The following is a 25,804-nucleotide window of genomic DNA, read 5'->3' as shown; positions in this document are numbered from 1 at the left end:
GCTCAGCTCAGGTGCTGCAGGCGGGCACTGCCGGCCCGTTCGGCCAGGGTCGCGAGAACGTCGAAGAGGGACCGGGTGGTCTGTTCGGCGGCGCGGTAGCGTGCCTCGTCGCCGTCGGCGACCTCGATCCGGCGCTTCCGCTCACCGTTGACCTTGAGCCACAGGTCCCGGAAGAAGCCCTCTTCCGCTTCGGCGTGCCTGCGGGAGAAATCAGCGGTCACCCTGCGCACGGCGGCAGTGCGCTGACTCTGCAGCCGGGCCGCCTCGACGAGTTGTCTGCAGAGCAGGCTGACCAGGTCGTCCAGGCCCTTGCGCTTGATGGTGCCGGGAGGCCGTACGCGGTACTTGGGCACCAGCATGACCCCGCCCGGGGCGTTGGCGTGCGGCGTCCACCTGGCCGAGACCAGCTCGACACAGCCGAAGGTGTCGATCGGCAGGTAACGGACCGAGGCGTGCGGGGCGGCCTCCCTGATCGTCTCCAGCACCTCGCTGAACTGCTCGCACAGCTGCTGCCGCAACTGCGCGGAGTGGTCCTGGAGGCTACCGCTGTCCGACAGGTACGTCTCACACTTGACCGGGCAGAAGATCACCATCGCGGGTTCGCCGGGCCGTTCGCGGCGGTTCTTCGCCCACCGCTGCACCACCTGCTCGATCTGTGACACGGAGAGGTGCGCGGTCAGCAGATGCGCGTGACTGTCGCCGGCGTCCATGAGGAGTACCGAGTCGACCGGCAGGATCAGCACGGAACTGTCCGAGAGGAACGTCTCGCACTCGTTCCACTTCTGCTCGTTCTGGGCGCTGTCGCCTCCCTTCTCCAGCCATGCGCCCGGGTAGTCGAGGATGTCGAACCGAATGGGCAGATCCTGCCCCCGGGGCTCCAGCAGGAGCCGGAAGTACGAGGGATCGGGCGTGCTCGGTACCACGCCCGGCTCGAACGTCCTGGCCTTCAGCGCACCGGTCACCATGTTGTGTGTGGCGGTGATCCGATTCAGGGTCGGCCGGTCGGCTGTCAGCCCGACGGTGGTCTCGCGGTTCAGCAGTTGCTGGCCCTCCTTCAGCAGACTGGCGATCAAGGTGCTCTTGCCCACCCGGCTCGGCGCCAGCAGGCCGATCTTGTACTCGAAAACCGGGCCCTGGGCGTCCATCACAGCGCCTCCCCTTCCTGCTCGGTGATGGCGGCGATCTCCTTGGTCACCCTGACGACCCGGGCGAAGCGACTGTTGGCCTCGTCGATGCCGCGGAACTCCTCCGGCCACAGGTCGTTGCGGTAGCTGCGGACGAAGCGGCGGAACTCCTGCGCCGAGGTGCCGGACCGGATCAGGGTGTCCTCGAACTGCTCCAGCAGCGCGTGTATCACGGCCGCCGGCACGGCCGCCTCCCGCAGCAGCGACTTCTGGATCCGGAACGCCGCCTGCTCGGCGAGGCCGTTGAAGATGCCGTACAGCTCCTTGGCGCCCTCCTCCGTCAGCGGCACCGCCACGTGCTGCATCTCCTCGCCGGTGTCGGGGTGCGTGACCTGCAGATTCAGCGGGGCGAGGTCGGGGCGCACCCGGGGGTGGAGCAGGGTGCGGTACTCCAGCCGTACGTCGAGGAGGTGGTGCACGGCCGCCGCCAGGCCGGGGCAGGGCTGCGGGGATTCCTCGAACAGCTCCGCGAGGCGGCCCAGGACCGCCCGTCCGGAGGGCCGTCCGGAGGGCTCCTCGCTGGCGGCCTGCTCGGCCTGCTCGGCCTGCTCGGAGAGCAGCGCGCCGCACTCGGCGGCGACGGCAGCCGCCGCACGGTCCCACGCGTCGGTGATCCGCTCGGTGAAGAAGTCGTCGAGTGCCGCGAAACGCCGGCTGATCTCGACCCGGATCCGGTTGAACTCGGGTCCGGCGAAGTCCGCCGGGTGCCCCTCGGTGATCATGCGGGTCAGCGCCAGCTCCTGCCAGGCCTGCGCGCCGCGCCCGAAACCGTCGTCGATCCAGTCCAGTACGCCCTGGTAGGCGGTCTCGACCGCCTGGACGAAACCCGTGTCGGCGGAGCCGTCCGCCTCCGCCGCGAGCTCGGCGACCAGCACACGCAGCCGCTTGGCGACACCGCTGCGCAACTGGTCGGCCTTGGCGTCGTTGACCTCCTCCGGCACTCCCGCGCGCCGCCCCACCTGGTCCAGCACCCGCCGTACGTCGGTGAGGTGCAGCCGGATCCGGTCGCGTACGGCGGCGGCGCGGCCGCGGGTGCCGGAGAGCACCTCGGCGTCCATCACCGGCAGTCCGTCGGCCAGCCTCGTCAGCAGCGGGGTCAGGACCGCACGGCCGACCTGCTCGGGATCGCGTACGTCGGCCTCGAGGACAGTGAAGAAACGATCGGTTTCCCCGTCGTTGAGGCCGTGCAGCAGCTGCCCCCGGAGCGCCTCGGCAAGGTGCGGTTTGCCGGGGTCGACGTTGTGCACCACGTAGGTGAACTCCCCGGTGCTGCGCACATACCCGCGCACCCGGTCCAGCAGCGCCATGCCGGCGGTGTCGGTCTCGTCGATGAACGAGGAGGTGTCGGAGGAGCGCTTGACCACCAGCACCGCGTCGACCTCGTTGCGCAGTCCGTCCACGTGCCGCTGCTCGGCGTCGGCGGTGACCTCGCCCAGCCCCGGCAGGTCGACGATGCCGATCCGGGCCACGTGCTCGTGCGGGAAGGGGCACTCGATCCGGGCCTCGCGCACCGCGGCGTAGCGGCGCGGCACCCCACCGGGGCCGGCGGCCTCCACCTCCTCGCTGGTCGGGTAGGCGACGTAGGGGCGGATCTCCTCCAGCGGTACGGACTTCACACCGCCGGTCAGCAGGTGCTCGTACGAGGGCAGCGCGCTCTGCAGGTCGCGCAGCCGGGCGAACAGCATGCGGCGACGGGTCTCCTCCGCCGACTTCGGGTAGCTCCAGGCGGCGAACTCCGTCAGGGAACGCGGCGGCGCGGTCAGTGCGAGGGCGGTGTGCAGCGGGGCGATCACCTCGGCGAGGAAGCTCTCCGGGCTGTGCATCTCCAGCTCGGCCCGGCGCACCGCGGGCGCATGGAAGATCCGGCTCCGCACGGCGGTGACCGGAATGCCGTCACCGGTCGGGATCTGCTGGTCGTCCAGGCCGGAGATCGACTGGAGCAGGGTGCTCTTGCCCATGCGGGCGGCCCCGCTCACCCCCAGGTTGACGGTGGTCCGGGTGAACCGGGAGGCGATCGTCCGGAAGGAGTCGGCGGCCTCGGCGACACCGGCCCGCATCTCCGGAAGCTGAGGGATCGTCAGGGAGGCGGCGAGTTCCGGATCGAGGGTGGTGTGGACGCGGAGGTCGGTGAGGGCGGTGTCCAGCTCGTCCAGCCGTTCGCCGAGGGTCTTCCACCGCGCGCTCTCACGTTCCACCGCCGGCAGCTGACGCAGGCGTGCTTCGAGCAGGGCGTCGATAGCTCTGGAAATGTCTGACATGTTCCCCCCAGCATGCAGTGCCGGTTCCGCACCCCTCCGGACCGGTTCGGGAGACCGCTCCCGATATGGCAGGCAACGTAGTGGGCGGAGTCGTTGGCCGTCCCGGGTTCGTGAAATTTCGCGGGGGCGCGTGGAAGCGGGGGCCGGCGAACCGCCGGGCGGGCCCACCGAACCCCGGGCGGGCCCTCCGAACCCCCGGGCGGGCCCTCCGAACCCCCGGGCGGGGCCTCCGGCCCGTCGGGCGCGGGCCTCCGGCCCCGCGGGCGGGCCTCCGACCCATCAGGGGGCGGAGTCGACGTCACCCGAACCGACAGCCCTGTCTCCACGGCCTTCGCTCTCTGCGTCGGCGGACACGCCGGGGCGGCGTCCGGGGAGCTGAGGCGACCGCGTCGGTGTGAATGACGTCACCTCCGGGTCTTCGTGGCGGAGGGCTCCCATTAACTCGTCGCATTCGTGAAGGTTGAGGGGTTAGGTTTGGCCGTCAAACGTAGTCCGCGAGCCATTGCATGCAGCGGAAGGTGACGTCGAGAACTGTGCGGATGCAATGCGCAGTTCGGGTCGTCCGGGCCCACAGGCCTCCGCGAGGTGTGCGCCCCGCCTCGGTGATCGCCCCACGAGTCACATCCGTCTCAGCGGCGAAGGCCGCCGGCGGGGCGCGCGAGGGCGTGTCGATTACGTTTCGACAAATCGGGCCGTCGGCTCTTGACGCATGACAGGACGTGCGGCTGTTATTGCGCCAACATGTTCGGTCAAGTTGATTTCTGGTCGATTGAGATCAGTTTTCAGCCAGAACCATGGCCGGACCCTGTCACCTGGAGCCGTTCATGCACGACCTCTCCCCCTCCGGTCTCTCCCGCCTCACCCCCAGCCGCCGCACCCTGCTGCGCGGCATAGGCGGCGCCGCCGTCCTCGGCGCCGGCGTCCCGCTGCTGAGCGCCTGCGGCGGCAGCGGATCGGCCGCCGACTCCAAGACCGTCACCGTCGGCTCCAACGCCTCCGACGCGGTGCCGAAGAAGGCGTTCGCCGAGATCTACGCGGCGTTCCAGAAGCAGTCCGGGATCACGGTCGACGTGAACACCAAGGACCACAACACGTTCCAGGAGCAGATCAACTCCTACCTGCAGGGCACCCCGGACGACGTGTTCAACTGGTTCGCGGGCTACCGGATGCAGTTCTTCGCGGCCAAGGGCCTGGCCACGCCGATCGACGACGTGTGGGCGAAGGTCGGGGACAATTTCCCCGACGCGATGAAGAAGCTCAGCAAGGGCGCGGACGGCAAGTACTACTTCGTGCCGCTGTACACGTACCCGTGGGCGCTGTTCTACCGCAAGAGCGTCTTCCAGCAGCACGGCTACACCGTCCCCACCACCTGGGACCAGCTCGTCGCGCTGTGCAAGCAGATGAAGAAGGACGGCCTGACGCCGATCGCCTTCGGTGACAAGGACGCCTGGCCGGCGATGGGCACCTTCGACCAGATCAACTTCCGTCTGAACGGCTACGACTTCCATGTCGAGCTGATGGCGGGCAAGGCCTCCTGGACCGACGCCAAGGTCAAGGCCGCCTTCGACCACTGGGCCGAGCTGCTGCCCTACCACCAGGAGGGCTCCCTGGGCCGTACCTGGCAGGACGCCGCGCAGACGCTGGTGTCGAAGAAGGCCGGCATGTATCTCCTCGGCTCCTTCGTGGCGCAGCAGTTCACCAACAAGGCCGACCTGGACGACCTGGACTTCTTCGCCTTCCCGGAGATCAACCCGCAGTTCGGCCAGGACACCGTCGAGGCGCCCACCGACGGCTTCATGGTCTCCAAGGCCCCGAAGAACAAGGAGGGCGTCACCAAGCTCCTGGAGTTCCTGGGCACCCCCGAGGCCGAGTCGATCTACCTCAAGGCCGACTCCAGCGTCGTGGCCGCCTCCAGCAAGGCCGACACCTCGTCGTACACGGCCCTGCAGAAGAAGGCGTACGAAATGATCAGCGGGGCCAAGAGCCTCACGCAGTTCATGGACCGCGACAGCCGGCCGGACTTCACCTCGACGGTGATGCAGCCCGCGCTGCAGAAGTTCGTCCGCGACCCCAAGGGGATCGACAGCCTCCTCACCTCGATCGAGCGTCAGAAGAAGACGATCTTCGCCTCTTCCTGAGCGGCGGCCCGATCAACAACATGAGCACCGAAATCACCACGAAGTCCCCGGAGGCGGCCGTCGAGCCGCCCCGGGGCGCGTCCTCGAAGAAGCGGGTTCCGCAGGGCCACCGGCGCCTGCTGACCCGCCGAGACCGGTTCACGCTCGGCCTGATGGCCGGCGTGCCCACGGTCCTGCACGTGACCCTGGTCTGGGTCACGGCCCTCGCCTCCATCGCCCTGGCCTTCACCACCTGGGACGGCATCGGCTTCGACTCGATCAAGTGGGTCGGGCTGGACAACTTCAAGGAGTTGTTCACCAACAACCCGCAGTTCTGGCCCGCGGTCCAGCACAACGTGATCTGGTTCGTCGTGCTGATCCTGATCCCGACGCCCCTCGGCCTGTTCCTGGCCGTGCAGCTGGACAAGAACATCCGGTTCAGCCGCGTCTACCAGACGGCCTTCTTCCTCCCGGTCGTGGTGTCGCTGGCGGTCACCGGATTCGTCTGGCAGCTGGTCTACAACCCCGACACCGGTCTGATCAACAGCATCATCGGGGCCAACAAGCCCGGCCACTACATCGACTGGATCGGCGACCCGCACCTGAACCTGTGGGCCGTCCTGGTCGCCGCCTGCTGGCGCCACACCGGCTACATGATGATCCTCTACCTGGCCGGCCTCAAGGGCGTCGACCCGTCGCTGCGCGAGGCCTCCTCCCTCGACGGCGCCAACGAGTGGCAGACGTTCAAGAACGTCATCTTCCCGACCCTGCGCCCGACCAACACCGTCGTCCTGGTCGTCACCATCATCGAGGCGCTGCGCGCCTTCGACCTGGTCTTCGTCTTCAACAAGGGCGCCCAGGGCACCGAACTGCTCTCGATCCTGGTCACCAACAACATCATCGGCGAGTCCAGCCGCATCGGATACGGCTCCGCGATCGCCGTGGTCCTGCTGGTGATCTCCCTCGCCGTGATCATCCCGTACCTGATCTCGACCTTCCGGAAGGAGCGGAGCGCATGAGCACCACCCTGCACTTGAAGGAGCGCACGCCCGTGCGCCCCGCCCGGATCCTGCTGCACACGTTCCTCGTCGTGACGGCCCTGGCCTGGCTCGCCCCGCTGCTGTGGGCCCTGTTCGCGGCCCTGCGCCCGTACTCCGAGACCAGCACCAAGGGCTACGTCTCCTGGCCCGACAAGCTGAGCTTCGACAACTTCACGAACGCGTTCGAGCAGTCGGACATGCTGCACTACTTCGGGAACACGCTGCTCATCGCGGTCCCGGCGGTGCTCGTCACCCTGTTCCTGTCGTCGTGCGTGGCGTTCTACGTCAGCCGCTTCGACTTCCGGATCAACCTCTTCCTGCTGCTGGTCTTCACCGCGGGCAACCTGCTCCCGCAGCAGGTCATCATCACCCCGCTGTACCGCATGTACCTGCTGATCGACCTGCCCGGCATCACGATGAGCGGCAAGCTGTACGACTCCGCGCTCGGCCTGGTGTTGATCCACGTGGCCTTCCAGTCCGGGTTCTGCGCCTTCGTGCTGAGCAACTACATGCGCTCCCTGCCGCACGAGCTGACCGAGGCCGCCCTCGTCGACGGCGCCTCCGTGTGGCGCCTGTACTGGCAGATCGTGCTGCCCCTGTGCAAGCCGGCGATGGCGGCCCTGGCCACCCTGCTGTCCATCTGGATCTACAACGACTTCTTCTGGGCGATCGTACTGATCTCCACCGGCGAGAACATGCCGATCACGTCGGCGCTGAACAACCTCTCCGGCCAGTACTTCACCGACCCCAACCTGGTCGCAGCAGGCGCCCTCCTCACCGCGATCCCGACGCTGATCGTGTACTTCGCGCTCCAGCGCCAGTTCGTCAGCGGCCTCACCCTCGGCGCCAACAAGGGCTGAACAAAGGTCCCGTACGCCCCTTGTACGTGTCGCAGTACGTATCGAAAGTGACCCCAGTGACACATCCGAAACCCCCCGTCGCCCCGGCCACGCCCGCGCTCCGCGTGCCCGGTATCGCCTACGGCGGTGACTACAACCCCGAGCAGTGGCCCGAGGAGGTGTGGGCCGAGGACATGCGCCTGATGCGCGAGGCCGGGGTGACCATGGTCAGCGTCGGCATCTTCTCGTGGGCGCTGCTGGAGCCCGCCGAGGGCGAGTACGACTTCTCCCGCATGGACCGGTTGCTGGACCTGCTGCACGAGAACGGCATCGCCGCCGACCTGGCCACCCCGACCGCCGCGCCGCCCGCCTGGTTCTTCCGGGCCCACCCGGAGGCGCTGCCCGTCGACCGCGACGGCCGCACGCTCTCGTACGGCAGCCGCCAGACGTTCTGCCCGTCGAGCCCGGCCTATCGCACCGCCGCCCTGCGCATCACCCGCGCCCTGGCCGAGCGCTACGCCGACCACCCGGCGGTCGCCATGTGGCACATCCACAACGAGTACGGCTGCCACAACGCGGCCTGCTACTGCGGCACCAGCGCCGCCGCCTTCCGCACCTGGCTGCGCCATCGGTACGACGACGACCTGAAGGCCCTCAACCACGCCTGGGGTACCACCTTCTGGAGCCAGTGGTACTACGACTGGGACGAGATCCTGCCGCCGCGTGCCACCGGCGCCGACCCCAATCCGGCTCAGCGACTGGACTGGCGCCGCTTCTGTTCCGACGAGCTGTTGTCGCTGTACACGGCGGAACGGGACGCGCTGCGGGCAAAGGCCCCGTCCATCCCCGCCACCACCAACTTCATGGTGAACTTCAGCATCGACGCGCTGGACTACTGGCGCTGGGCGCCCGAGTTGGACATCGTCTCCAACGACCACTACCTGCGGTCCACCGACCCGGAATCCGAAGTCGACGTCGCGCTCAGCGGCGACCTGGTGCGCTCCATGGCCGGCGGCCCCTGGTTGCTGATGGAGCACTCGACCGGCGCGGTGAACTGGCAACCCGTCAACCGGGCCAAGGCGCCGGGCGAGATGCGCCGCAACGCCCTCGCCCACGTCGCCCACGGCGCCGACGGCATCGCCTTCTTCCAGTGGCGGGCGGCCAAGGCGGGCGCCGAACAGTGGCACTCGGCGATGCTGCCGCACGCCGGCACCGACAGTCAGATCTGGCGTGACGTGGTCCAACTGGGCACGGATCTCCAGGCCCTGGCCGAAGTGCGGGGAAGCACTCCGACCGCCCAGGTCGCGGTGGTGTGGGACTGGAACGCCCGCTGGGCCCTGGAACTTCCCTGCCAGCCCAGCGGCGAGCTGCGCTTCCAGGACCTCGTCCGGGACTGGTACCGGCCCCTGTGGCAGGCCGGCGTGGCCGTGGACTTCGTACGCCCCGACGCCGACCTGTCGTCGTACCGCCTGGTCCTCGTCCCCAGTCTCTATCTGGTCGACGACACGGGCGCGGCCAACCTGACGAGCTTCGCCGAGCGCGGCGGCACGTTGGCGGTGGGTTTCCACAGCGGCGCCGTCGACGAGAACTGCCACGTCCGGCTCGGCGGCTACCCGGGCGCCTTCCGGGACGTCCTCGGCGTGCGCACCGACGAACTCTTCCCGCTGCTGCCCGGCGAGACGCTCCACCTCACCGGGGCGGTCCCCGCGGGTGCCACCGCCACCCTGTGGTCCGAGCGCGTCCGGCTGGCGGGAGCCGAGCAGGTCGCCTCCTACGCGGACGGACCGCTGACAGGCGTACCGGCCGTCACCCGGCACACCGCCGGTGACGGGACCGCCTGGTATCTGGCGACTCGCCCCGACCCCGCGACTCTCGCCGCGCTGCTGGCCCGCGTCTGCGACGATGCCGGCGTCCAGCCGGTCCTCGCCACCCCGCTGCACGGCATCGAAGCCGTCCGCCGCAGTGGCGCCGACGCCGACTACCTGTTCCTGATCGACCACGGCGGGGACGGTGCCCAGGTCCCCGCCGAAGGCGTCGAACTCCTCACCGGCAAGCCCGTCAACGGTTCGGTCACCGTTCCCGCAGGGGGTGTCGCGGTCGTGCGCGAGGAGCGCTGACCGACAGCGAGAAGGAACGACTGTGATGCCGCTGACCAGGCCGTCCGGTGGGCGGCATCACACGCTCGGTTCCAGCGGGCCGGCCTGCTCAGGAGACCGTCGGGACCGCCCCGGGTGCGGCGGTCAGACGGGCCCGCTGACCGTGACCGCAGTGGACGATCCGGTCGCCGAGCCCCATCCTGTCGGCCTCGGCGAGGAACGCGGTCAGCGGCGACCGCATCACCGTGTAGTCGCCGTAGTGCACGGGCAGCAACAGCCTGGGACCCAGACGCCGGGCCAGTTCCGCTCCCTGCGCGCCGTCCATGGTGACCACGAAGCCGCCCGGAAGCCGGGTGCCGCCCAGGTGGAGCACGGCCAGATCGGCGGCGGGGAAGTGCCTGGTGATCTCGTCGAGACCGTCGTACACCAGCGTGTCGCCCGAGATGTACAGCCGCACCCGGACCGGTCCCCCGGCGGGACCGAACTCCAGCATGCTTCCCATCACCGGCGGCAGCAGCGCGCGCAGCACCGCATGGCCGGCGTGTCGGCCCGGCAGGGCCGTGACCCTGACCCGCGCCCCGCCGTGCCGGAGAGTGAACGCCTGCCAGGTGCGCAGCCCCGCGGTGCGGCGGAAGCCGTGGACGACCCTGAGCCGGCGGGCCGCGTGCGGTGTGGTCAGGACCGGCACCGTGTGGTCCAGGCGCCGGCGCGCCCGGCGGTCCCAGTGGTCCCCGTGCAGATGGGACAGCACGATCCCGTCGAGGCGGGGAAGCTCGTCCACGTCGACGGCCGGCTCCGTCAGACGCCGGCTGAGCAGCCCGTACCCGAGGTAGGCGTACTGCCCACGGTGCAGGAAGTTCGGATCCGTGAGCAGGGTGAGCGGGCCGTAGGACAGCAGAACGGTCGCGTTACCGATGAAATGGACATCGATCGCGTCGTCGGCGAGGTTGTCCGTGCTCCGAGGCATGATGCTCACCTCCGCAGGCGGAGTACCCGTGACCGGCCGGAACACTCCGGGCCGCGGCCGCCCCGCCTCCCCCTTTCCACAGCGGAACGGGTGTCCCGCATCGCCGAGTCTCCCTGGTGTCAACGGCCCGCTCCGTGGTGCAGCACCAGGAGGGCGATGTCGTCGGTGCGCTGCACGGAGCGGGCGTTCCTCAGCAAGTGGTCGATCAGCAGGTCCAGATCCCGGTCGTCGGCGTCGGCGAGATGGCCGGCGAGGTGGGTGATGGAGTCGTCGAGGTCCACGCCCGGCGTCTCTATGAGGCCGTCGGTGTAGAAGGCGAGCATCAGCCCCGGGGTGAGCGGGATCTCGGTCAGGGGATAGACGGCGTCGGGGTCGATGCCGAGGAGCGGTCCGGGCGGGACGACGACGGGCCGGGTGTCGCCGTCGGGCAGGCGCAGGAGCGGTGGCGGGTGGCCGGCGTTGGCCAGGGTCGCGCGTCGGCGGGCGAAGTCGAGGTGGGCGTAGAGGCAACTGGTGAACAGGTCGGGGCCGAGGTCGGTGAGGAGCCGGTTGGTTCTGGAGAGGACCTGGTCGGGGGCTGTCCCGAGGGTCGCGTGGGCGTGGACACCGGTGCGCACCTGACCCATCAGGGCGGCGGCGGCGACGTTGTGGCCCTGGACGTCGCCGATGACGGCAGCGGCCGCGGTGCCGCCGAGCCGGATCAGGTCGTAGAAGTCTCCGCCGATGTCCATGCCCCGGGTGGCGGGCAGGTAGCGGGCGGCGACCCGCAGGCCGGTCACGGCCGGAAGGGTGCGGGGCAGCAGCGCCTGCTGGAGGCCCTGGGCGAGCTCCTGTTTGGTGTCGTACAGGCGGGCGCGGTCGAGGGCCTGGGCGACGAGCCCGGCGAGCGACGTCATGACGGCGCGTTCCTCGGCGGGGAACTCGTGGGGGCTGTCGTAGGACAGGACGCAGATGCCGACGGGCCGGCCGGAGATGATCAACGGCAGGAAGGCCCAGGCCTGCTTCCCACTGACCTGGGGGGCCTCGGGGTAGACGCGCCGCATCTCCTCCGGGTCGGAGAAGAAGGCGGGAATGCCGCTGCTGAGGGCCCGCCCGGCCGGGGTGAAGGCGGTGTCGAGGGGCAGGCCGTCGAGACGGGCGACGGTGTGCGAGGTGTAGCCGCGATAGCCCGTGATCCTGAGCCGGCCGGCGTCGGCGGTGGACAGGACGAGGCCCTGGGCGCCGAAGGCGGGCATGATCTGGTCGGCGACCAGGTCGATGACGTCCTGGACGCCCACGACCTCGGTCAGCGCGGCGGCCAGGTGCGTGAGCTGGTACAGCTGTCCCGCGCTGGCCGGTGTGGCGGCGCTCGTGGACCGGCGGGGCGCGGGTGAGGGCGGGGAAGCGGCGCCGCTGGGGACGATACGGACACTGATGCCGCTGGCGTCCGGGTAGAGATGAAGGTCCAGCCACCGGTCCGGTGGACGGCAGACGGTGAAGGAAACGGGCTCGCGGCTGATCACCGCGGCGCGGTAGCGGTCCTCGTAGACGGGGTCGTCGAGCCAGCGCAGGGACTGCCACGGCAGTGTGCCCAGCAGCTGACCGGCCTCTCGGCCCAGCAGGTCGCAGGCGCCGGAGCTGACGTAGACGAAGCGTCCCTCCAGGTCCAGGGCACAGCTTCCGCCCGGCAGGCGCTCGGCGAAGTCGGCGGCGGCCATCGCCGGGCTCGCGAACCGGCGGTCCCCTCCGGTGGAGACGACGCGGGGCCGGTCGCCGCAGGCCGGGAACCAACCGTGCTCGACGGCTTCCTCCAGCACCCTGGCCAGACGCCGGCAACTGGACGCGATGTGTCCCCGCTCCCGTCCGGTCATGTACGGCGGACGGGTGGCCGGCCACATCAGCAGCAGCGCCCCCCACCGCCGGACGCCGGTGACCGGCGCGGCGACCAACGCCAGCGGGTAGGGAAGCACCATCGCGGTGCGCGGATAGGAGCGGGCCATCTCCTCCTGGCTGGCCACCCACACCAGGCGGTCCTCACGGACGGCGTCGGCCACCGGTGCCGGAGCGGCGAGCGGCACCCTCTCCCAGGGTGCGCCGAACTCGGCCGGCACCCCGCACAGCAGTTCCAGACACAACAGCTGCTCGTCCGGTGCGAGCACGTACAGAGCACCGACGGACGCGCCGGTCCGGCGCACCGTCTCGGCCAACGCGGCATCCAGTTCATCGGCATCCGTGGCCGGATCACCCGTGCCGGTCACGAGGCACCTCCAGCATCGCGACTGCGCGCGCCCGGGCGGCCGTGGGCGGCCATCTGCTCCCCTCGGGGCACGGCATACCCACGCCGGACGTGCCCGAGCTCACCCATAGGGGGACGTTACGCCTGCGGGGAGCGGTCGGCACGCCGCCGGGGAAGTGGCGGGAGGCGGACGGTGTTCTCCGCCGCCAACAGCGGGTGGCCGACGGTGCTCGAGCCGGGGCGCCCACGGACCCGGGAGTCGCCGCGTGGGGACGGCGGTGGGGACGGCCGTGGAGTCGGGGGTAGTCGGACGGCATGAGTGAAGCGAATCCGGCCAAGGACGTGGAGGACTGGGCGACCGGGGACGAACCGGCCACCGGTCCGCAGCTGAGTTACCTGCGCACCCTGGCCCGTGAGGCGGGCGAGGAGGTCCCGCAGGACCTCACGAAGGCAGAGGCCTCGCGGTTGATCGACCGCTTGCAGCGGGCTTCGCCCCGCACGGGCGGGACGGGATCACCGGACGCCGGGCCGGCCGACGGCGACGGCGGCGACGGCGACGGGTGACCGCGGTGGTATTGCGGTGCGGCGCGACCTGAAGTCGTCGGACATGGAGGGGGGAGCCCATCAGGCCTTCGGCCGTCCGCCGTTTGCCACGGCGGCCGCCGGCCACCACGCGGCTTCACATCCGGCCCCGGTAACCCCTCCGAGCACGGGAACAGGGCCCGCCCCGACGCGGATGGTGGGCGGGCCCTGTCCGCCCGGTCGATTCTCGGGGCCGTGCGCGGACGGGGCCATGGGTGCGTGGGGGTGACCTTGGTGAACGGGGCACACCCCGCGCGCGTCGATCACACCTCGCGCGTGAAGACGCGCCGGGCCTCCTCCCGGGGCGGCTCGGTGCCGGCGAGTCTCCGGACGGACTCCTCACGGACTCCTCGCCGCCCTCCGTACGGGTGGGACCGGCGATGACGGAGTTGTCACCGTGCGGCACGTCCTTCGAGGGCCGGCTTCATCGGCCCGCTCCCCCGGGTGCGGCGGTCTGCGCTGGTCGTGCCCCCGGGCGCCCCGATCCGCGCGCGTGACGCGGGCCGCGATGGGGAAGGCGCACCGCGACCCGGTATGCGCCGACCCCGCTTGATCACCCACTCGCCGTGACGACGATACTGGCAGACACCCGTCGTCCCCCGCTCTCACGAATGGACTCATGCTCACCTCCCCGACCGTCCCGCCCACGACTCCCTCGACCGTGTGGCTGGCTCGTGGCCGCCACACCGGGCCCACCGCGCCGGACGTGCTGCGCAAGAACCTCTCGTCCCTCAAGGGCGACGCGACGATCCAGGACTTCCTGGAGGTTCCCGATGCCGACACCGCCGAGGGGGAACTCACCTTCGAGGCACGGTGGCTCGTGCCCGACGACGTGACCGTGCGTGCCCGGCTGACGCTCGCGGAGTGGTCGGGGCGCGGGCAGGAGTGGACGCTGGTCGCGGAGGCGGAGCGGCCGTGGGATCTGCGCTGGCCGTCGCCCGCCGCGATGTTCTGGCCGTGGGAGGCGGACGCCCCGTGGGGCCACGAGACGGTGACCGGGCAGCGGTACCTCGACGTCAACCCGCTCCCGGCGGACGACAAGGAGCTGCGCCGCACCCTGCGCAACGCCCTGCGGGACACCTGGACCGTGCACGTCGTGGTGCACGAGGCGATGACGCCGGACGAGCGGGGCCGCCGGTCGCTGGTCCCGCTCCTGGCGCCTGGGCTGCACCACCGGGTGGTGGAGCACCGCGCGGCACCGCACCAGTTGCGCACCGTGAACTGGGCGCTGCGGGACTTCGACGTGGAGGTGCCGCGCGGCGGCGCCCTGGTGCTGCCGGGCGCGCCCGCCCCGGAGGCGTACGACGCGGGCGACTTCTCGGTGCGCAGTGTGTTCCTGGACGGCACGCACCCCACCGAGGTGCTGGACGCGGTGACGCGGTTCGCCGCCCTGCCCAAGCCGCTCCCGGAGGGCGGCGAGGCCGCGCTGACCGCGCTGCGGGAGCAGTGGCAGCTGCTCACCCTGGAGGAGGAACTCGCCCGCGAACGCCAACTGGTGGCGATGTACGCCGAGGCGCTGGAGGCGATGACCCAGTCCCGGGACCTCTACCGGGAGGCCGCCGAGCAGGCCCACGAGGCGCTGGCGGCCTACCGGGAGGCGGCCGAGAACGGCGGCGAGCGCCCGCAGCCGCAGGCCAGGACGGGCGGCTCCCCCTTCCAGCAGCTGGGCCGGACCCTGGAACGGCTCAGGGAGACGGCGAAGAACCTGCGCCCGGCGCCCACGCCGTCGACGCCGGCCCCGGCGGCGGACGCCTCACCGGAGCGGGACGCCTCCGAGGAGGGCCCTGGGGCGACCGAACGGTAGCCGGAGCCGGACGTTGCCGTCCGCGCGGCTGCAGCGGTCCGTACGTCGGCGGAACCACGTCGGCGGAACCGGTTTCCGCGTCAGCAGAACAGCGGCAGCCGATCGGCGTCCGCCCCGAGCGCGTGCCGTTCCTCCGGGGTGAGCGGCGCCCGCCCGGTGGCCGCGCGCGCGTAGTGCTCGTCGCTCCAGTCCACGGGCACCGGCCGGCCGAGCAGACCGTCCAGCGTCTCCCGTACGGCGGTGAGACCGGCGGGCGAGGGGCGGGGTGCGTCGGGCAGGTCCCGGACGAGGTCGAGGTGGTGGACGACGGCCTCGACGGAGAGGGTCGTGATCAGGTCGCCCGCCGTGAGGACGTGGCCCTGGGTGGCGACCGGGCGTTCCAGGTCGGCCGCGGCCGCCGCCGTGACGGCCGCCGCCGTGGTCTCCAGGTACAGGCCGCGCAGCTGATCGAAGTCGAGGAACATGCTCGCGTTCACCCGGGCCCAGCGCCGGCCGTTCGCCGCGCCGACGCGGTCGGGCGCCCAGTCCTGCCAGTAGGTGACGGCGTCGCGGTCGGGCGGAGCCGAGGCGGGCGTGTGCAGGGCCACCAGGGCGCGCTGGGCGTCCGTGAGGTGGTGGAACAGCAGGTCGCGCACCGCCCATCCGGTGCAGGCGGTGGGCAGCCAGGACTCCTCCTCGCCCAGGGACTTCACGACCGCGGCGAGCGTCCCGTAGGTCTCGCGGAGCACCAGGACCTGGTGCGCTTCGGGCACTTGGGCATCAGTCATGACGGCAGCCTAGGAAGACGGGCGCGCCGGAGCCTCGGCGTTTTCGCCGCCGCGTCGGCGTGCGGCCGGCCCCGCCGGAAGGACGCGGTGACACGGCGCCACGGACCGTCACCGACCGTCGCCGCCTCGGTTTTCCCCGTCCCGGGACGTGTCGTGCGGCGCGGGCTGGATACGCGGTCCCCACGGCACCACGGATCTTCCCGGAAGGGTCCACGACATGGGCAGCGAGCTCGGCCCCGCGGGCGGCACCGCCGCACCGCCTCCCCACCGCTCCGGCATCACCCTGCGCGTCAACGGCAAGCCGCAGACCCTCACCGTCGACCACCGGCGGGTCCTCCTGGACGTCCTGCGGGAGGATCTCGACCTCACCGGCGCCAAGAAGGGCTGCGACCACGGACAGTGCGGCGCGTGCACGGTCCTGGTCGACGGGCGGCGCGTCAACAGCTGTCTGCTGCTGGCGGTGGCCCTGGACGGCTGCGACGTCACGACCGTCGAGGGCCTGTCGAGCGACGGCGAGGAACCGCACCCGCTGCAGCGGGCCTTCCTGGAGCACGACGCCTTCCAGTGCGGGTACTGCACTCCGGGCCAGATCTGCTCGGCGGTCGGGGCGATCGCCGAGGCGGAGGCGGGTCATCCCTCGCGCGTCACCGACGCCCGGGCGCCCTCCGGTCCCGTTCCGCTGAGCCGGGAGGAGATCCGGGAGCGGCTCAGCGGGAACCTGTGCCGGTGCGGCGCGTACCCCCGTATCGTCGACGCGGTCGAGGACGTGAGCCGGTGAGGTCCTTCGCCTACGTACGGGCCGGCAGCCTCGCCGAGGCGGCCGACGCCTATGCCTCCCACCCCGGCGCCCGCTATCTGGGCGGCGGCACCAACCTCGTCGACCTGATGAAGCTCGGCGTCGAGCAGCCGGCCGCCCTCATCGACGTCACCCGGCTGCCGCTGGACCAGGTGACGGAACTGCCGGACGGTTCGCTGCGGGTCGGCGCCCTGGTGCGCAACAGCGATCTCGCGGCGCATCCGCAGGTCCGCGACCGCTACCCCGCCCTGTCGCAGGCGCTGCTCGCGGGCGCCTCCGGCCAGTTGCGCAACGCCGCCACCACCGGCGGGAACCTGCTCCAGCGCACCCGCTGCCCCTCTTTCCAGGACGTCTCCAAACCCTGCAACAAGCGCGAGCCGGGCAGCGGCTGCGGCGCGCGGGACGGCGTCCACCGCGACCATGCGGTCCTCGGGTACTCGGAGCGGTGCATCGCGACCCACCCGTCCGACATGGCCGTGGCCCTCGCCGCGCTGGACGCGCAGATCGAGCTGTACGGCCTCGCCGGGGTGCGCCGGGTGCACGCCGCCGACTTCCACCGGCTGCCCGGGGAGCAGCCGGAGCAGGACACCGTCGTCGAACCGGGCGAGTTGGTCACCGGCGTACTGCTGCCGACCTCGACGGCCGGGCTGCCGTCGGCGTACCGCAAGGCCCGCGACCGGGCCTCGTACGCCTTCGCGCTGGCCTCCGTCGCCGTGGTGCTGGAGGTGGCGGACGGTGTCGTCCGGCACGCGGGGATCGCGTTCGGGGCGCTGGCGCACCGGCCGTGGCGGGCCCGGCGGGCCGAGGAGGCGCTCGTGGGCGCGGCGCCGACGGCGGCGGCGTTCGAACGGGCCGTCGACCTCGAACTGTCTTCGGCCCGGCCGCTGCGCGACAACGCCTACAAGGTGCCCCTCGCCCGCAACCTCGCTCTCGACGTCCTGACACGACTCGCGCGGTCCGGGGAGGAATCATGACGGCCCCTGTCGTGGGCGCTCCCGCCGAGCGCCGGGAAGGCCGGGACAAGGTCACCGGCACCGCCCGTTACGCCGCCGAATTCCCCTCCTCCGGGGGGCTGTTCGCCCGTCCGGTGCCGGCGACGGTGGCGCGCGGCCGGGTGACGGGCGTGGACGTCTCGGACGCGCTGCGGCTGCCCGGTGTCGTCACCGTCCTCACCCACGAGAACGCGCCGCGGCTCGCCGAGCCGGACGACCCCACCCTCGCCGTTCTCCAGGGCCCCGGGGTTCCGCACCGTGGCTGGTTCGTCGCGCTGGTGGTGGCCGACAGTCCGGAGGCGGCCCGGGCCGGCGCCGCCGCCCTGCACGTCTCGTACGCCGAGGAACCCCATGACGTGACGCTGTCCGCGACGCATCCGCAGGCGTACGTCCCCGAGGAGGCCAACGGCGGGTATCCGGCCGTCCGGGAGCGCGGTGAACCGGAGGCCGCTTTCGCGGACGCCGCGGTCCGGGTCGACGTCGGCTACCGGGTGCCGCCCCTGCACAACCACCCCATGGAGCCGCACGCCAGTACCGCGCACTGGGACGGGGACCGGCTGACGGTGCACACCTCCAGTCAGGGCACCACGACCGTACGGGCCGTGCTCGCAGGGATGTTCGCCCTGGAGGAGGAGCGGATCTCGGTGGTCGCCGAGCATGTGGGCGGCGGCTTCGGGTCCAAGGGCACGCCCCGGCCGGACGTCGTCCTCGCGGTGATGGCCACCCGGCACACCGGGCGTCCGGTCACGGTCGCCCTGCCCCGCCGTTTCCTGCCCTCGGCCGTCGGGCACCGGGCGCCCACCCTGCACCGGCTCCGCCTCGGCGCGGACGCCGACGGCCGGCTGACGTCCCTCGTCCACGAGGTCACCACGCACACCTCCCGGGTGAAGGAGTTCGTGGAGCAGGCGGCGACACCGGCGCGCGTCATGTACGCGGCCCCGCACAGCCGCACGCTGCACCGCGTGGTGCGGCTCGACGTGCCCACGCCGTCCTGGATGCGGGCGCCCGGGGAGGCGCCGGGCATGTACGGCCTGGAGTCGGCCATGGACGAACTCGCCGAGGCACTGGGCATGGACCCGGTCGAACTGCGCATCCGCAACGAGCCGGAGACCGAACCCGACAGCGGCAGGCCGTTCAGCAGCCGGGGCCTGGTCGCGTGCCTGCGGGAGGGGGCGCGCCGGTTCGGGTGGGCGGAGCGCGATCCGCGCCCGCGCTCCCGTGCCGAAGGCCCGTTGCTGATCGGGACGGGGGTGGCCGCCGCCACCTACCCGGTGCTGGTGTGGCCGTCGACCGCCGCGGCGCACGCCCTGCCCGACGGGACCTTCCTGGTCGAGACCAACGCCACCGACATCGGCACGGGCGCCCGTACGGTGCTCGCGCAGATCGCGGCCGACGCGCTCGGCGCTCCCCTGGAGCGGATCCGCATCCGGGTGGGCAGCAGCGACCTGCCGTCGGCGCCGCTGGCCGGCGGCTCCTCGGGCACGGCCTCCTGGGGCTGGCCGGTCCACGAGGCCTGTACGCGGCTGGCGGAGCGTCTGACCGGCCTCCCCGGACCGGTGCCGGAACAGGGCCTGGTCGTCCACGCTGACACCTCCGGCACGGCCGACGCCGACAGCCCCTACGCGCGGCACGCGTTCGGGGCGCACTTCGCGGAGGTGGCCGTGGACACGGTGACCGGGGAGGTGCGGGTGCGGCGGATGCTGGGGGTGTACGCGGCGGGGCGCATCCTCAACGCCCGTACGGCACGCTCCCAGTTCGTCGGCGGCATGACCATGGGCCTGGGCATGGCCCTCACCGAGGGCAGCACGATGGACGCGGCCTTCGGCGACTTCACCGAGTCCGACCTGGCGTCCTACCACGTGCCCGCCCACGCGGACGTGCCGGACATCGAGGCGCACTGGGTCGAGGAGGACGACCCGCACCTCAACCCGCTGGGCGGCAAGGGCATCGGCGAGATCGGCATCGTGGGCACGGCGGCCGCCGTCGGCAACGCCGTCCACCACGCCACCGGCGTCCGCCTTCGCGAACTGCCCCTCACCCCGGACCGGGTGCTGACGGGACTGCTGGAAGCGGGCCACTGAACCGAGGACCGCGGACCGAAGGCCGCGGTCGGCACGGCGGCTCCGCCCCGCGGCGCGCGACGTGACGTTGATCACTCCCCGTGTGCACTCGGCCCTCGGAGCAGGCAGCCCGCCGTCCGCGGGCAAGTCCACCCGGCCGGTGCGATATTTCCGCCGGAAAGGGGGAATTCGGAATTCGAAAACGGGGAATTCGACAATCGGGGGAACCACTGGACGCCGCGCGACGGACCGCGCACAGGGAGGGCCCGTGGATGCGACCACCACGCTCGTCGTCGTCGCGGTGGTAGTGGCGGCGGCGCTGTTCGCCGTGGCCGCCGCCGTGCTGGTACGGCTGGTCCGGGCCCGGCGGGGCCTACGGCGGGCGGGTCTGCCGACCGGCCCACGCTGGGTGTTCTGGGGCGCGGTCGCGTACTTCGTCCTCCCCACCGACCTGCTGCCCGACCCTGTCTATCTCGACGACATCGGTGTCCTGCTCCTCGCCCTGCGCTCCCTGCGCCGCACGCCCGAACGCACCGAAACCGACCGTCAACTGACCGCCCGGTAACGAGTTTTCGCCTCTTCCGAGGCACATCGCCCCTGCTCAGCTCCCTGCGCCGCTCCCCAAACCCGTGTTGATCACGGAGAGTAAGGAAACCAACCACCCGTTCGATTCGTATAAGTGACTGAAGGTCCGAGTGACGGACAGAAAGTCGCACCAACGCAGCGGGCCCAAGTGACGTCGCACAGCGGCACCGCTTGATCGACGCAGTACCGACGAGGGAGAGACGATGCAACCGTTTGCGCTCAACTACGCACGCCCGGCAGCGGAGTTGGAGTTCGCCACTCCGTACGCCTATGACCCAGGACTGCAGTTGAACGTGCTCGGCGACGGCCGGATCGCCGCTCGTGACCACGCGCTGCTGAGAGAACTCGGGACGACCACCTCCACGGCGGGCTCCAAGACGCACTTCGACGACTGAGCCCGGGCAACAACCGATGACCGTGCTCATCCTGACCAGCCAGGAGGACGTCACCGCGGACATGGTGGTCGTCCACCTGAACGCCTCCGGCGTCCCCGTCGTGCGGCTCGATCCCGCCGACCTCACCGGCACCGTCGCGCTCTCCGCGGAGTACGTGCACGGCGCCTTCCGGGGCCATCTGTCGTCCGCCGGACGGCTGGTGAGCCTCGACTCGCTGCGGTCCGTCTGGGTCCGCCGGCCCGGTACGGCGGCGGCCCGGGCACCCGAACCGTCCGCGTGGCTCACGGAGGAAGCCTCGCAGGCCCTGTACGGGATGCTCCGCGGCAGCGGGGCGCGCTGGATGAACCATCCGGACGCGGCCCGGCGGGCCCGGCACAAGCCCTGGCAGCTGCGACTGGCCCAGTCCAGCGGGCTGCCCGTACCGGCCACGCTCATCACGACGTTCCCGCAGGCGGCGCGGGACTTCGCGGAGCGCTACCCGGACCTGGTGGTCAAGCCGGTGTCCGGGGCGCATCCGCAGGACCCGCCGCGTGCGGTGCCCACCACCCGGGTCCCGCCCGGCGCCGACTTCGCCGCCGTCGCCTACGGCCCGACCCTGCTGCAACGGCGTGTCGCCAAGCGGGCGGACATCCGGCTGACGGCGGTGGGCGACCGGCTGCTGGCCGCCCGCAAGACGACGGCGCCGGACGCGGACCCCGACGTGGTGGACGTGCGTTTCGCACCCTCCACCACGCCGTGGCACCCGGTCGACGTTCCGCCGCGTCTCGCGGACGCCGTACGGACGTATCTACGGGAGGCCGAACTGGCGTACGGCGCTTTCGACTTCGCGGAGGACGCCGACGGGACGTGGTGGTTCCTGGAGTGCAACCAGTCGGGGCAGTTCGGCTTCGTCGAGGTGGACACCGGCCAGCCGATCTCCCGGACCATCGCGGAGTGGCTGGCCGGATCCGGCCCCCAGCACCCTTCCCGGCACGCGGACTGCTGCGGTTCGGCGGCTCCCTGAGCCGGGCCGGGGAGGGCTCTCAAACCGCCAGGTACAGTCCGCTCTCCCCGTCCCTCTCTCCGTCCCTGTCCCCGTCCTTGTCCTGCCTCGGCACCCGAGCCGTCGGCGGCCGCACGGCGGCGGCGAGCAGGGCGTCCGCCGCGGCGACCGCCTCGCGGACGTCGGAGGTGCCCATCAGCACGCACAGGGTGTACGTGACGTCCTCCAGCTCGCGTGCCGCCTGAGGTCTCTCCTGCTCCGCCTGGGCGATCTTCAGTGACGCGTAGCGGGTCAGCAGCGTCCTGACGGCCTTCGGGTCCGGAACGATCACGGGCGCTCCTCTCTCCAGATGTGGTGCGCAGCGTGTGCCCGAACCCGGGCGATTCATGCGCCATTGAGGCTCATGTCACTCTCCCAGGGCACGGTTTTCGCCACTTGGCCCTGGGATCCGTCAGGCGACCTGTCCGCCGTGCAGAGCCGTGTACGCGCCGCCACGGCGCAGGAGCTCCTCATGGGTGCCGGTCTCCAGGATGCGGCCCTCCCCCATCACGACGATCCGGTCGGCGCCGCGCACGGTGGACAGGCGGTGCGCCACGACGAACGTGGTGCGATTCCGCAGCAGGCGGGCGAGGGCCTGCTGGACGAGCGCCTCGGACCGGGTGTCGAGCGCGGAGGTGGCCTCGTCCAGGATCAGCACCTTGGGGTCCCTGATCAGGGCGCGGGCGATGGCCAGCCGCTGCTTCTGCCCGCCCGACAGCCGGGCCCCGCGCTCACCCACCAGCGTGTCCAGGCCCTGGGGCAACCGGTCCACGAACTCCAGCGCGTTGGCGTCGCGCAGCGCCGCGCGGACCGCCTCCTCGTCGGCCTCGTCCTCCATGCCGTAGGCGACGTTCTCGCGGACGGTGCCGTCGAAGAGAATCGACTCCTGCGGGACGACCGACACGAAGCGCCGGTAGGTGCGCAGGTCGAGGGTGTTCATGTCGGTGCCGTCGAGCAGCAGGCGGCCCGAGGTCGGCCGGATGAAGCCGATGACGAGGTTGAGGGCGGTGGACTTGCCCGCGCCGGAGGCTCCCACGAGCGCGATGGTCTCGCCCGGGGCGACGGACAGCGTGAAGTCGCGCACCGCCGGCCGACCGCTGTCGTACGCGAATCCGACCTGTTGGAAAGTCACCGCTCCGCGCACCGCGGCGAGTTCGGCCTTGCCCTCGTTGTCCTCCAGCTCGGGCGCCTGGAGCACCTCACCGACCGAGCGGACCGACTCCAGGCCCTTGGTGATGACCGGGGCGAGGCCGATGAGCGTGGTGGTGGAGTTGGTGAGGGTCGTCAGGAAGGCGCTGAGCATGACGACGTCGCCCGGGGTGACGCCCCAGACGCCGTAGTACGAGACGAGCGCCGCAGCGGCCAGGACGAGCACGCCGACGACGTTGAGGACGACCCAGGCGATCGATCCGAAGCGGCCGTTGACGAGGTCGAGGCGCATCCCGGAGGTCAGCAGCCGGTGCAGGGTGCGGTCCATACGGCGCAGCGCCTTGCCCTCCAGGCCGTGGGCCCGGGTGACCGGGATCAGGCGGGTCATCTCCGTCACGCGTGAGGAGAGGGCCTCGACCTCGTGGCGGAAGTGCTCGTTGTGGGCGCGCAACCGGGCCCTGAGGCGGGCCACGACGAACGCGGCGGCGGGCACCACGACGAGGAAGACGGGTACGAACTCCGGGGTGCGCACGGCGATGATGACCAGGCCGCCGGTGAGGACGGTGAGCGCGCCGAGCCCGTTCTCGGCGGTCTGCTGCACCATCTGCTCCACGGCCTCGACGTCCCGCACCACCTTGGCCTGCAGCACGCCGGCGCTGACCCGTGAGTGGTAGCCGATGGACAGTTGCTGCATGCGCGTGCACAGCGCGGAGCGCAGGGCGGTGCCCATGCGGCGCACACTGCCGTACAGGAGACGGACGTAGAGCACGTGCAGGGGGTAGTTGACGAGCAGGATGAACAGGATGACGCCGGTGCTCGTCCAGAGGCGGCCGATCGGCTGGTGCTGGACGACGGTGTCGATGATGGACGCGGTGATCAGCGGCAGCAGCCAGATGGGGCTGTGCTTGACGGTGAAGACGACGACCGCGCCGGCCAGCCGGTACCGGTCGGCGCGGAAGAGGTAGGCGAGCGTACGGACCGGGTGCTCTCCCCGGTAGCGATGGTCGAGCGGTCTGTCGAGCGACGACGCCATCGGCGGTGGTCCTCCTGAATGCCGGTCGAAGAGGCTGGTGCGGAGCCTTGTGCGGGATCCCGAACCCCACCCACCCGGGGGTGAGCCTCGCGACGCCGGTCAGGCCGGCCCAGCCCGTCTGCCGGTTCCCGACGGGCACCGGTCAGGGGCAACCGGCCCGTCCGGCCCGCTCGATGAGCGCCGCCCAGGGCGTTTCCGCCCGTACGCCGGCACACGATGAGCACCGGTCAGGGCAGTTCAGCCCGTCTGGGGCACCCCCTCCGGGGGAGTTCGCGGACGAGGCCCGTTCAGGGCCGAGGCGGGGTGCGGGGCGGCGGCCCCGCGTGGGGGGGGCAGGGGTGGAGCCCCTGGCGGAGTCGAAGGGGTGGAGCCCCTGGCGGACGGGTGGACGCGTTCCAGCCTGGCCCGGCCGTCGGCGGAGGTCCAATGGAATTAAGGGGACGCATTCAGCAGTGCGGGCGCTGAATCCCGGCTCGGGGTGCGGCGCGGCCGGACCCTATCCTCGTGCCGACCACGCGGCCGGCGTGGCGCGCCGACAGCGGGAGGGCAGGCCGGTGAACGAGCAGCCCCCGCCCCCGGCCGACGCCCCGGCCGCGACTCTGCGGTCCCTGCTGGCCTTCGAGGACGGCAACGCGCTGCGGCTGCTGTGCGCGCCCGCCACGGAGGACGCCGTCGTACGGCGGATCGCCGTCGGCCTGGACGATCTGACACCCGGTCCCGAGGACACCCTGGTGCTGGCCGTGGGGGCCGCGGCGGACGCCGGCACCGTGCGGGATGCCGCCCGGCGCGGCGCGTGCGCCGTGGTGCTGGGCGAGGCGGACGCGGCCGGTGCGGAGCCGGTGGCGGCGGCCCGGGAGACGGGCGTCGCCCTGCTGGTCCGCGCCGAGGGCACCGACTGGGCGGAGGCGGCGGCCCTGCTCAGGTCGGCCCTGGCTTACGTGTCCGCGGGTGACGCGGACGCCGCCGACGCGTTGCGCGGCCCCGAGGCGATCCCGTCCCTCGCCGCCCTGGCCGCCCGTGTCGCCGCGTACGTGAAGGGGTCGATCACCATCGAGGACACGCAGTGGCGTGTCCTGGCCCACTCCGCGACCGGCCCGGACGCCGACCCGCTGCGCCGGGCCGTCATCCTCGGCGGCCGGGTGCCCGACTGGCGGGTCGCGGAGCTGCGCCGCAGTGGTCTTCTGCACGCGCTGTGGACTTCGAGGGACGTTCTGCACCGGCCCGCCGACGGCGACACGCCCGAGCGGCTGGTCGTCGCCGTCCGCAGCGGGCAGGAGGTCCTCGGTTCGATCTGGGCCGCCGCGGACGGCGCCGCCCTGGCCCCGGACGCCGCTCGCTCCCTGCGCACGGCCGCCGGCCTGGCCGCCCCGCTCCTGGTGCGGGAGCGGCTGCGCGAGAGCGGTACGGCGCACCGCCGGGAGGCCGCGCTGCGGGGTCTGCTGCACGGGCTCGGGGACCGTCGCACGCACGCCTGGTCGCTGGGCCTGTCCCCGGACGCGCCCTGCGCGGTCGTCGTGGCCGAGCGGGACGCCGGCCGGCGGACGGACGACCGGGCCCTGGACGTCCTCGTGCTGGAGCTGGCGGCCCGCCGCCCCGGCACCGGCGTCCTGCGGGACGGCGACCGGCTCGCGCTGCTGCTCACCGGTGACGGCGCGGCCGCGGACCACGAGGCCGCCGTCCTGGCCGTCGTACGGGAGCTGGACGCGGTGGTCTCGTCGCTGCCGGACTGTGCCGCGGTGTGGCTGGGTGTGGGTCCGGTCGTGGCGCCGGAGCGGGCGACGGAGTCGCACGAGCGGGCCGTGCTGGTCGTCCGGGCGCTGCGGGAGCGGGAGGCGGGGGGCCCCGGGGGGGGGGGGGCCGCCCCCCCCCGGGGGGGGGGCCGCCCCCCCGGGGGGGGCCCCCCC

20 protein-coding genes are annotated in these 25,804 nt (G+C 72.0%); 13 read left to right on the top strand and 7 right to left on the bottom strand.

Going from position 1 to position 25,804, the window contains the following annotated elements; translation table 11 throughout:
* Window positions 1-2: 2 nt before the first annotated feature.
* Window positions 3-1,145, bottom strand: coding sequence for a hypothetical protein (locus ACPT94_RS29755; protein WP_360336882.1), 1,143 nt, complete (start codon window positions 1,143-1,145; stop codon window positions 3-5).
* The gene (locus ACPT94_RS29750; RefSeq protein ID WP_360336880.1) at window positions 1,145-3,442 is read right to left on the bottom strand and encodes a hypothetical protein; all 2,298 of its coding nucleotides are present in this window, start codon (window positions 3,440-3,442) and stop codon (window positions 1,145-1,147) included. The genes ACPT94_RS29755 and ACPT94_RS29750 overlap by 1 nt, the downstream gene beginning before the upstream one ends.
* A gap of 824 nt (window positions 3,443-4,266) precedes the next feature.
* Between ACPT94_RS29750 and ACPT94_RS29745 the strand changes: the two genes are divergently transcribed.
* From ACPT94_RS29745 to ACPT94_RS29730, 4 genes are read left to right on the top strand one after another with little or no spacing between them, the layout of a single operon-like run.
* A complete protein-coding gene (locus tag ACPT94_RS29745; protein WP_425247286.1) occupies window positions 4,267-5,580 on the top strand; it encodes an ABC transporter substrate-binding protein in 1,314 nt (437 codons plus the stop codon).
* A gap of 20 nt (window positions 5,581-5,600) precedes the next feature.
* Window positions 5,601-6,578 (top strand): carbohydrate ABC transporter permease, encoded by a 978-nt coding sequence (locus ACPT94_RS29740; protein WP_425247240.1) that lies wholly within the window; start codon window positions 5,601-5,603, stop codon window positions 6,576-6,578.
* Complete coding sequence (locus ACPT94_RS29735; RefSeq protein ID WP_360351259.1) at window positions 6,575-7,459, top strand: carbohydrate ABC transporter permease; 885 nt, start codon at window positions 6,575-6,577, stop codon at window positions 7,457-7,459. Before ACPT94_RS29740 ends, ACPT94_RS29735 begins: the two co-directional genes overlap by 4 nt.
* Before the next feature lie 56 nt (window positions 7,460-7,515).
* Window positions 7,516-9,555 (top strand): beta-galactosidase, encoded by a 2,040-nt coding sequence (locus ACPT94_RS29730; protein ID WP_360351261.1) that lies wholly within the window; start codon window positions 7,516-7,518, stop codon window positions 9,553-9,555.
* An 88-nt stretch (window positions 9,556-9,643) separates the two neighbouring features.
* Here the strand turns inward: ACPT94_RS29730 and ACPT94_RS29725 are convergent, their stop codons facing one another.
* Window positions 9,644-10,501, bottom strand: coding sequence for an MBL fold metallo-hydrolase (locus tag ACPT94_RS29725; RefSeq protein WP_425247239.1), 858 nt, complete (start codon window positions 10,499-10,501; stop codon window positions 9,644-9,646).
* 119 nt (window positions 10,502-10,620) lie between these two features.
* Window positions 10,621-12,738, bottom strand: coding sequence for a SpoIIE family protein phosphatase (locus ACPT94_RS29720; protein ID WP_425247238.1), 2,118 nt, complete (start codon window positions 12,736-12,738; stop codon window positions 10,621-10,623).
* Window positions 12,739-13,031: 293 nt separating this feature from the next.
* On the opposite strand from ACPT94_RS29720, the gene ACPT94_RS29715 reads away from it, so the two are divergent.
* Together ACPT94_RS29715 and ACPT94_RS29710 are read left to right on the top strand one after the other, a co-directional pair.
* A complete protein-coding gene (locus ACPT94_RS29715) occupies window positions 13,032-13,280 on the top strand; it encodes a DUF3072 domain-containing protein (protein ID WP_425247237.1) in 249 nt (82 codons plus the stop codon).
* 637 nt (window positions 13,281-13,917) lie between these two features.
* Complete coding sequence (locus ACPT94_RS29710; protein WP_360351272.1) at window positions 13,918-15,102, top strand: hypothetical protein; 1,185 nt, start codon at window positions 13,918-13,920, stop codon at window positions 15,100-15,102.
* 80 nt (window positions 15,103-15,182) lie between these two features.
* On the opposite strand, the gene ACPT94_RS29705 is transcribed toward ACPT94_RS29710, so the two are convergent.
* Window positions 15,183-15,869, bottom strand: a complete 687-nt coding sequence (locus tag ACPT94_RS29705; protein ID WP_360351274.1) for a maleylpyruvate isomerase N-terminal domain-containing protein — start codon at window positions 15,867-15,869, stop codon at window positions 15,183-15,185.
* Between the two features lie 217 nt (window positions 15,870-16,086).
* On the opposite strand from ACPT94_RS29705, the gene ACPT94_RS29700 reads away from it, so the two are divergent.
* The 6 genes from ACPT94_RS29700 to tgmB all read left to right on the top strand — a co-directional run bounded on the left by ACPT94_RS29700 (window position 16,087) and on the right by tgmB (window position 21,700).
* The gene (locus ACPT94_RS29700) at window positions 16,087-16,647 is read left to right on the top strand and encodes a (2Fe-2S)-binding protein (RefSeq protein ID WP_360351277.1); all 561 of its coding nucleotides are present in this window, start codon (window positions 16,087-16,089) and stop codon (window positions 16,645-16,647) included.
* A complete protein-coding gene (locus ACPT94_RS29695; RefSeq protein ID WP_360351279.1) occupies window positions 16,644-17,639 on the top strand; it encodes an FAD binding domain-containing protein in 996 nt (331 codons plus the stop codon). The genes ACPT94_RS29700 and ACPT94_RS29695 overlap by 4 nt, the downstream gene beginning before the upstream one ends.
* Entirely contained in the window at window positions 17,636-19,738 is a 2,103-nt protein-coding gene (locus ACPT94_RS29690) for a xanthine dehydrogenase family protein molybdopterin-binding subunit (protein ID WP_360351282.1), read from the top strand. The genes ACPT94_RS29695 and ACPT94_RS29690 overlap by 4 nt, the downstream gene beginning before the upstream one ends.
* 247 nt (window positions 19,739-19,985) lie before the next feature.
* Window positions 19,986-20,282, top strand: coding sequence for a DUF1232 domain-containing protein (locus ACPT94_RS29685; RefSeq protein ID WP_360351285.1), 297 nt, complete (start codon window positions 19,986-19,988; stop codon window positions 20,280-20,282).
* 223 nt (window positions 20,283-20,505) lie between these two features.
* The gene (gene tgmA / locus ACPT94_RS29680) at window positions 20,506-20,697 is read left to right on the top strand and encodes a putative ATP-grasp-modified RiPP (RefSeq protein ID WP_189936157.1); all 192 of its coding nucleotides are present in this window, start codon (window positions 20,506-20,508) and stop codon (window positions 20,695-20,697) included.
* A gap of 16 nt (window positions 20,698-20,713) precedes the next feature.
* On the top strand, window positions 20,714-21,700 hold the full coding sequence (tgmB, locus tag ACPT94_RS29675) for an ATP-grasp ribosomal peptide maturase (RefSeq protein WP_360351288.1): 987 nt from the start codon (window positions 20,714-20,716) through the stop codon (window positions 21,698-21,700).
* 19 nt (window positions 21,701-21,719) lie between these two features.
* Here the strand turns inward: tgmB and ACPT94_RS29670 are convergent, their stop codons facing one another.
* Both ACPT94_RS29670 and ACPT94_RS29665 read right to left on the bottom strand, forming a co-directional pair.
* Window positions 21,720-22,010: a DUF5133 domain-containing protein gene (locus ACPT94_RS29670; RefSeq protein WP_360351290.1), complete on the bottom strand. Its 291-nt coding sequence runs from the start codon at window positions 22,008-22,010 to the stop codon at window positions 21,720-21,722.
* A 120-nt stretch (window positions 22,011-22,130) separates the two neighbouring features.
* The gene (locus ACPT94_RS29665; RefSeq protein ID WP_425247236.1) at window positions 22,131-23,900 is read right to left on the bottom strand and encodes an ABC transporter ATP-binding protein; all 1,770 of its coding nucleotides are present in this window, start codon (window positions 23,898-23,900) and stop codon (window positions 22,131-22,133) included.
* A 554-nt stretch (window positions 23,901-24,454) separates the two neighbouring features.
* Between ACPT94_RS29665 and ACPT94_RS29660 the strand changes: the two genes are divergently transcribed.
* Window positions 24,455-25,804: PucR family transcriptional regulator (locus ACPT94_RS29660; RefSeq protein ID WP_425247235.1), on the top strand; the 1,350-nt coding region annotated here is incomplete at its 3' end.

Source organism: Streptomyces aurantiaciflavus (assembly GCF_049808595.1).
Classification (GTDB): Bacteria; Actinomycetota; Actinomycetes; order Streptomycetales; family Streptomycetaceae; genus Streptomyces.
The sequence above is the reverse complement of the archived record's forward strand: the minus strand, read 5'-3'. Positions and strand labels throughout refer to the sequence as shown.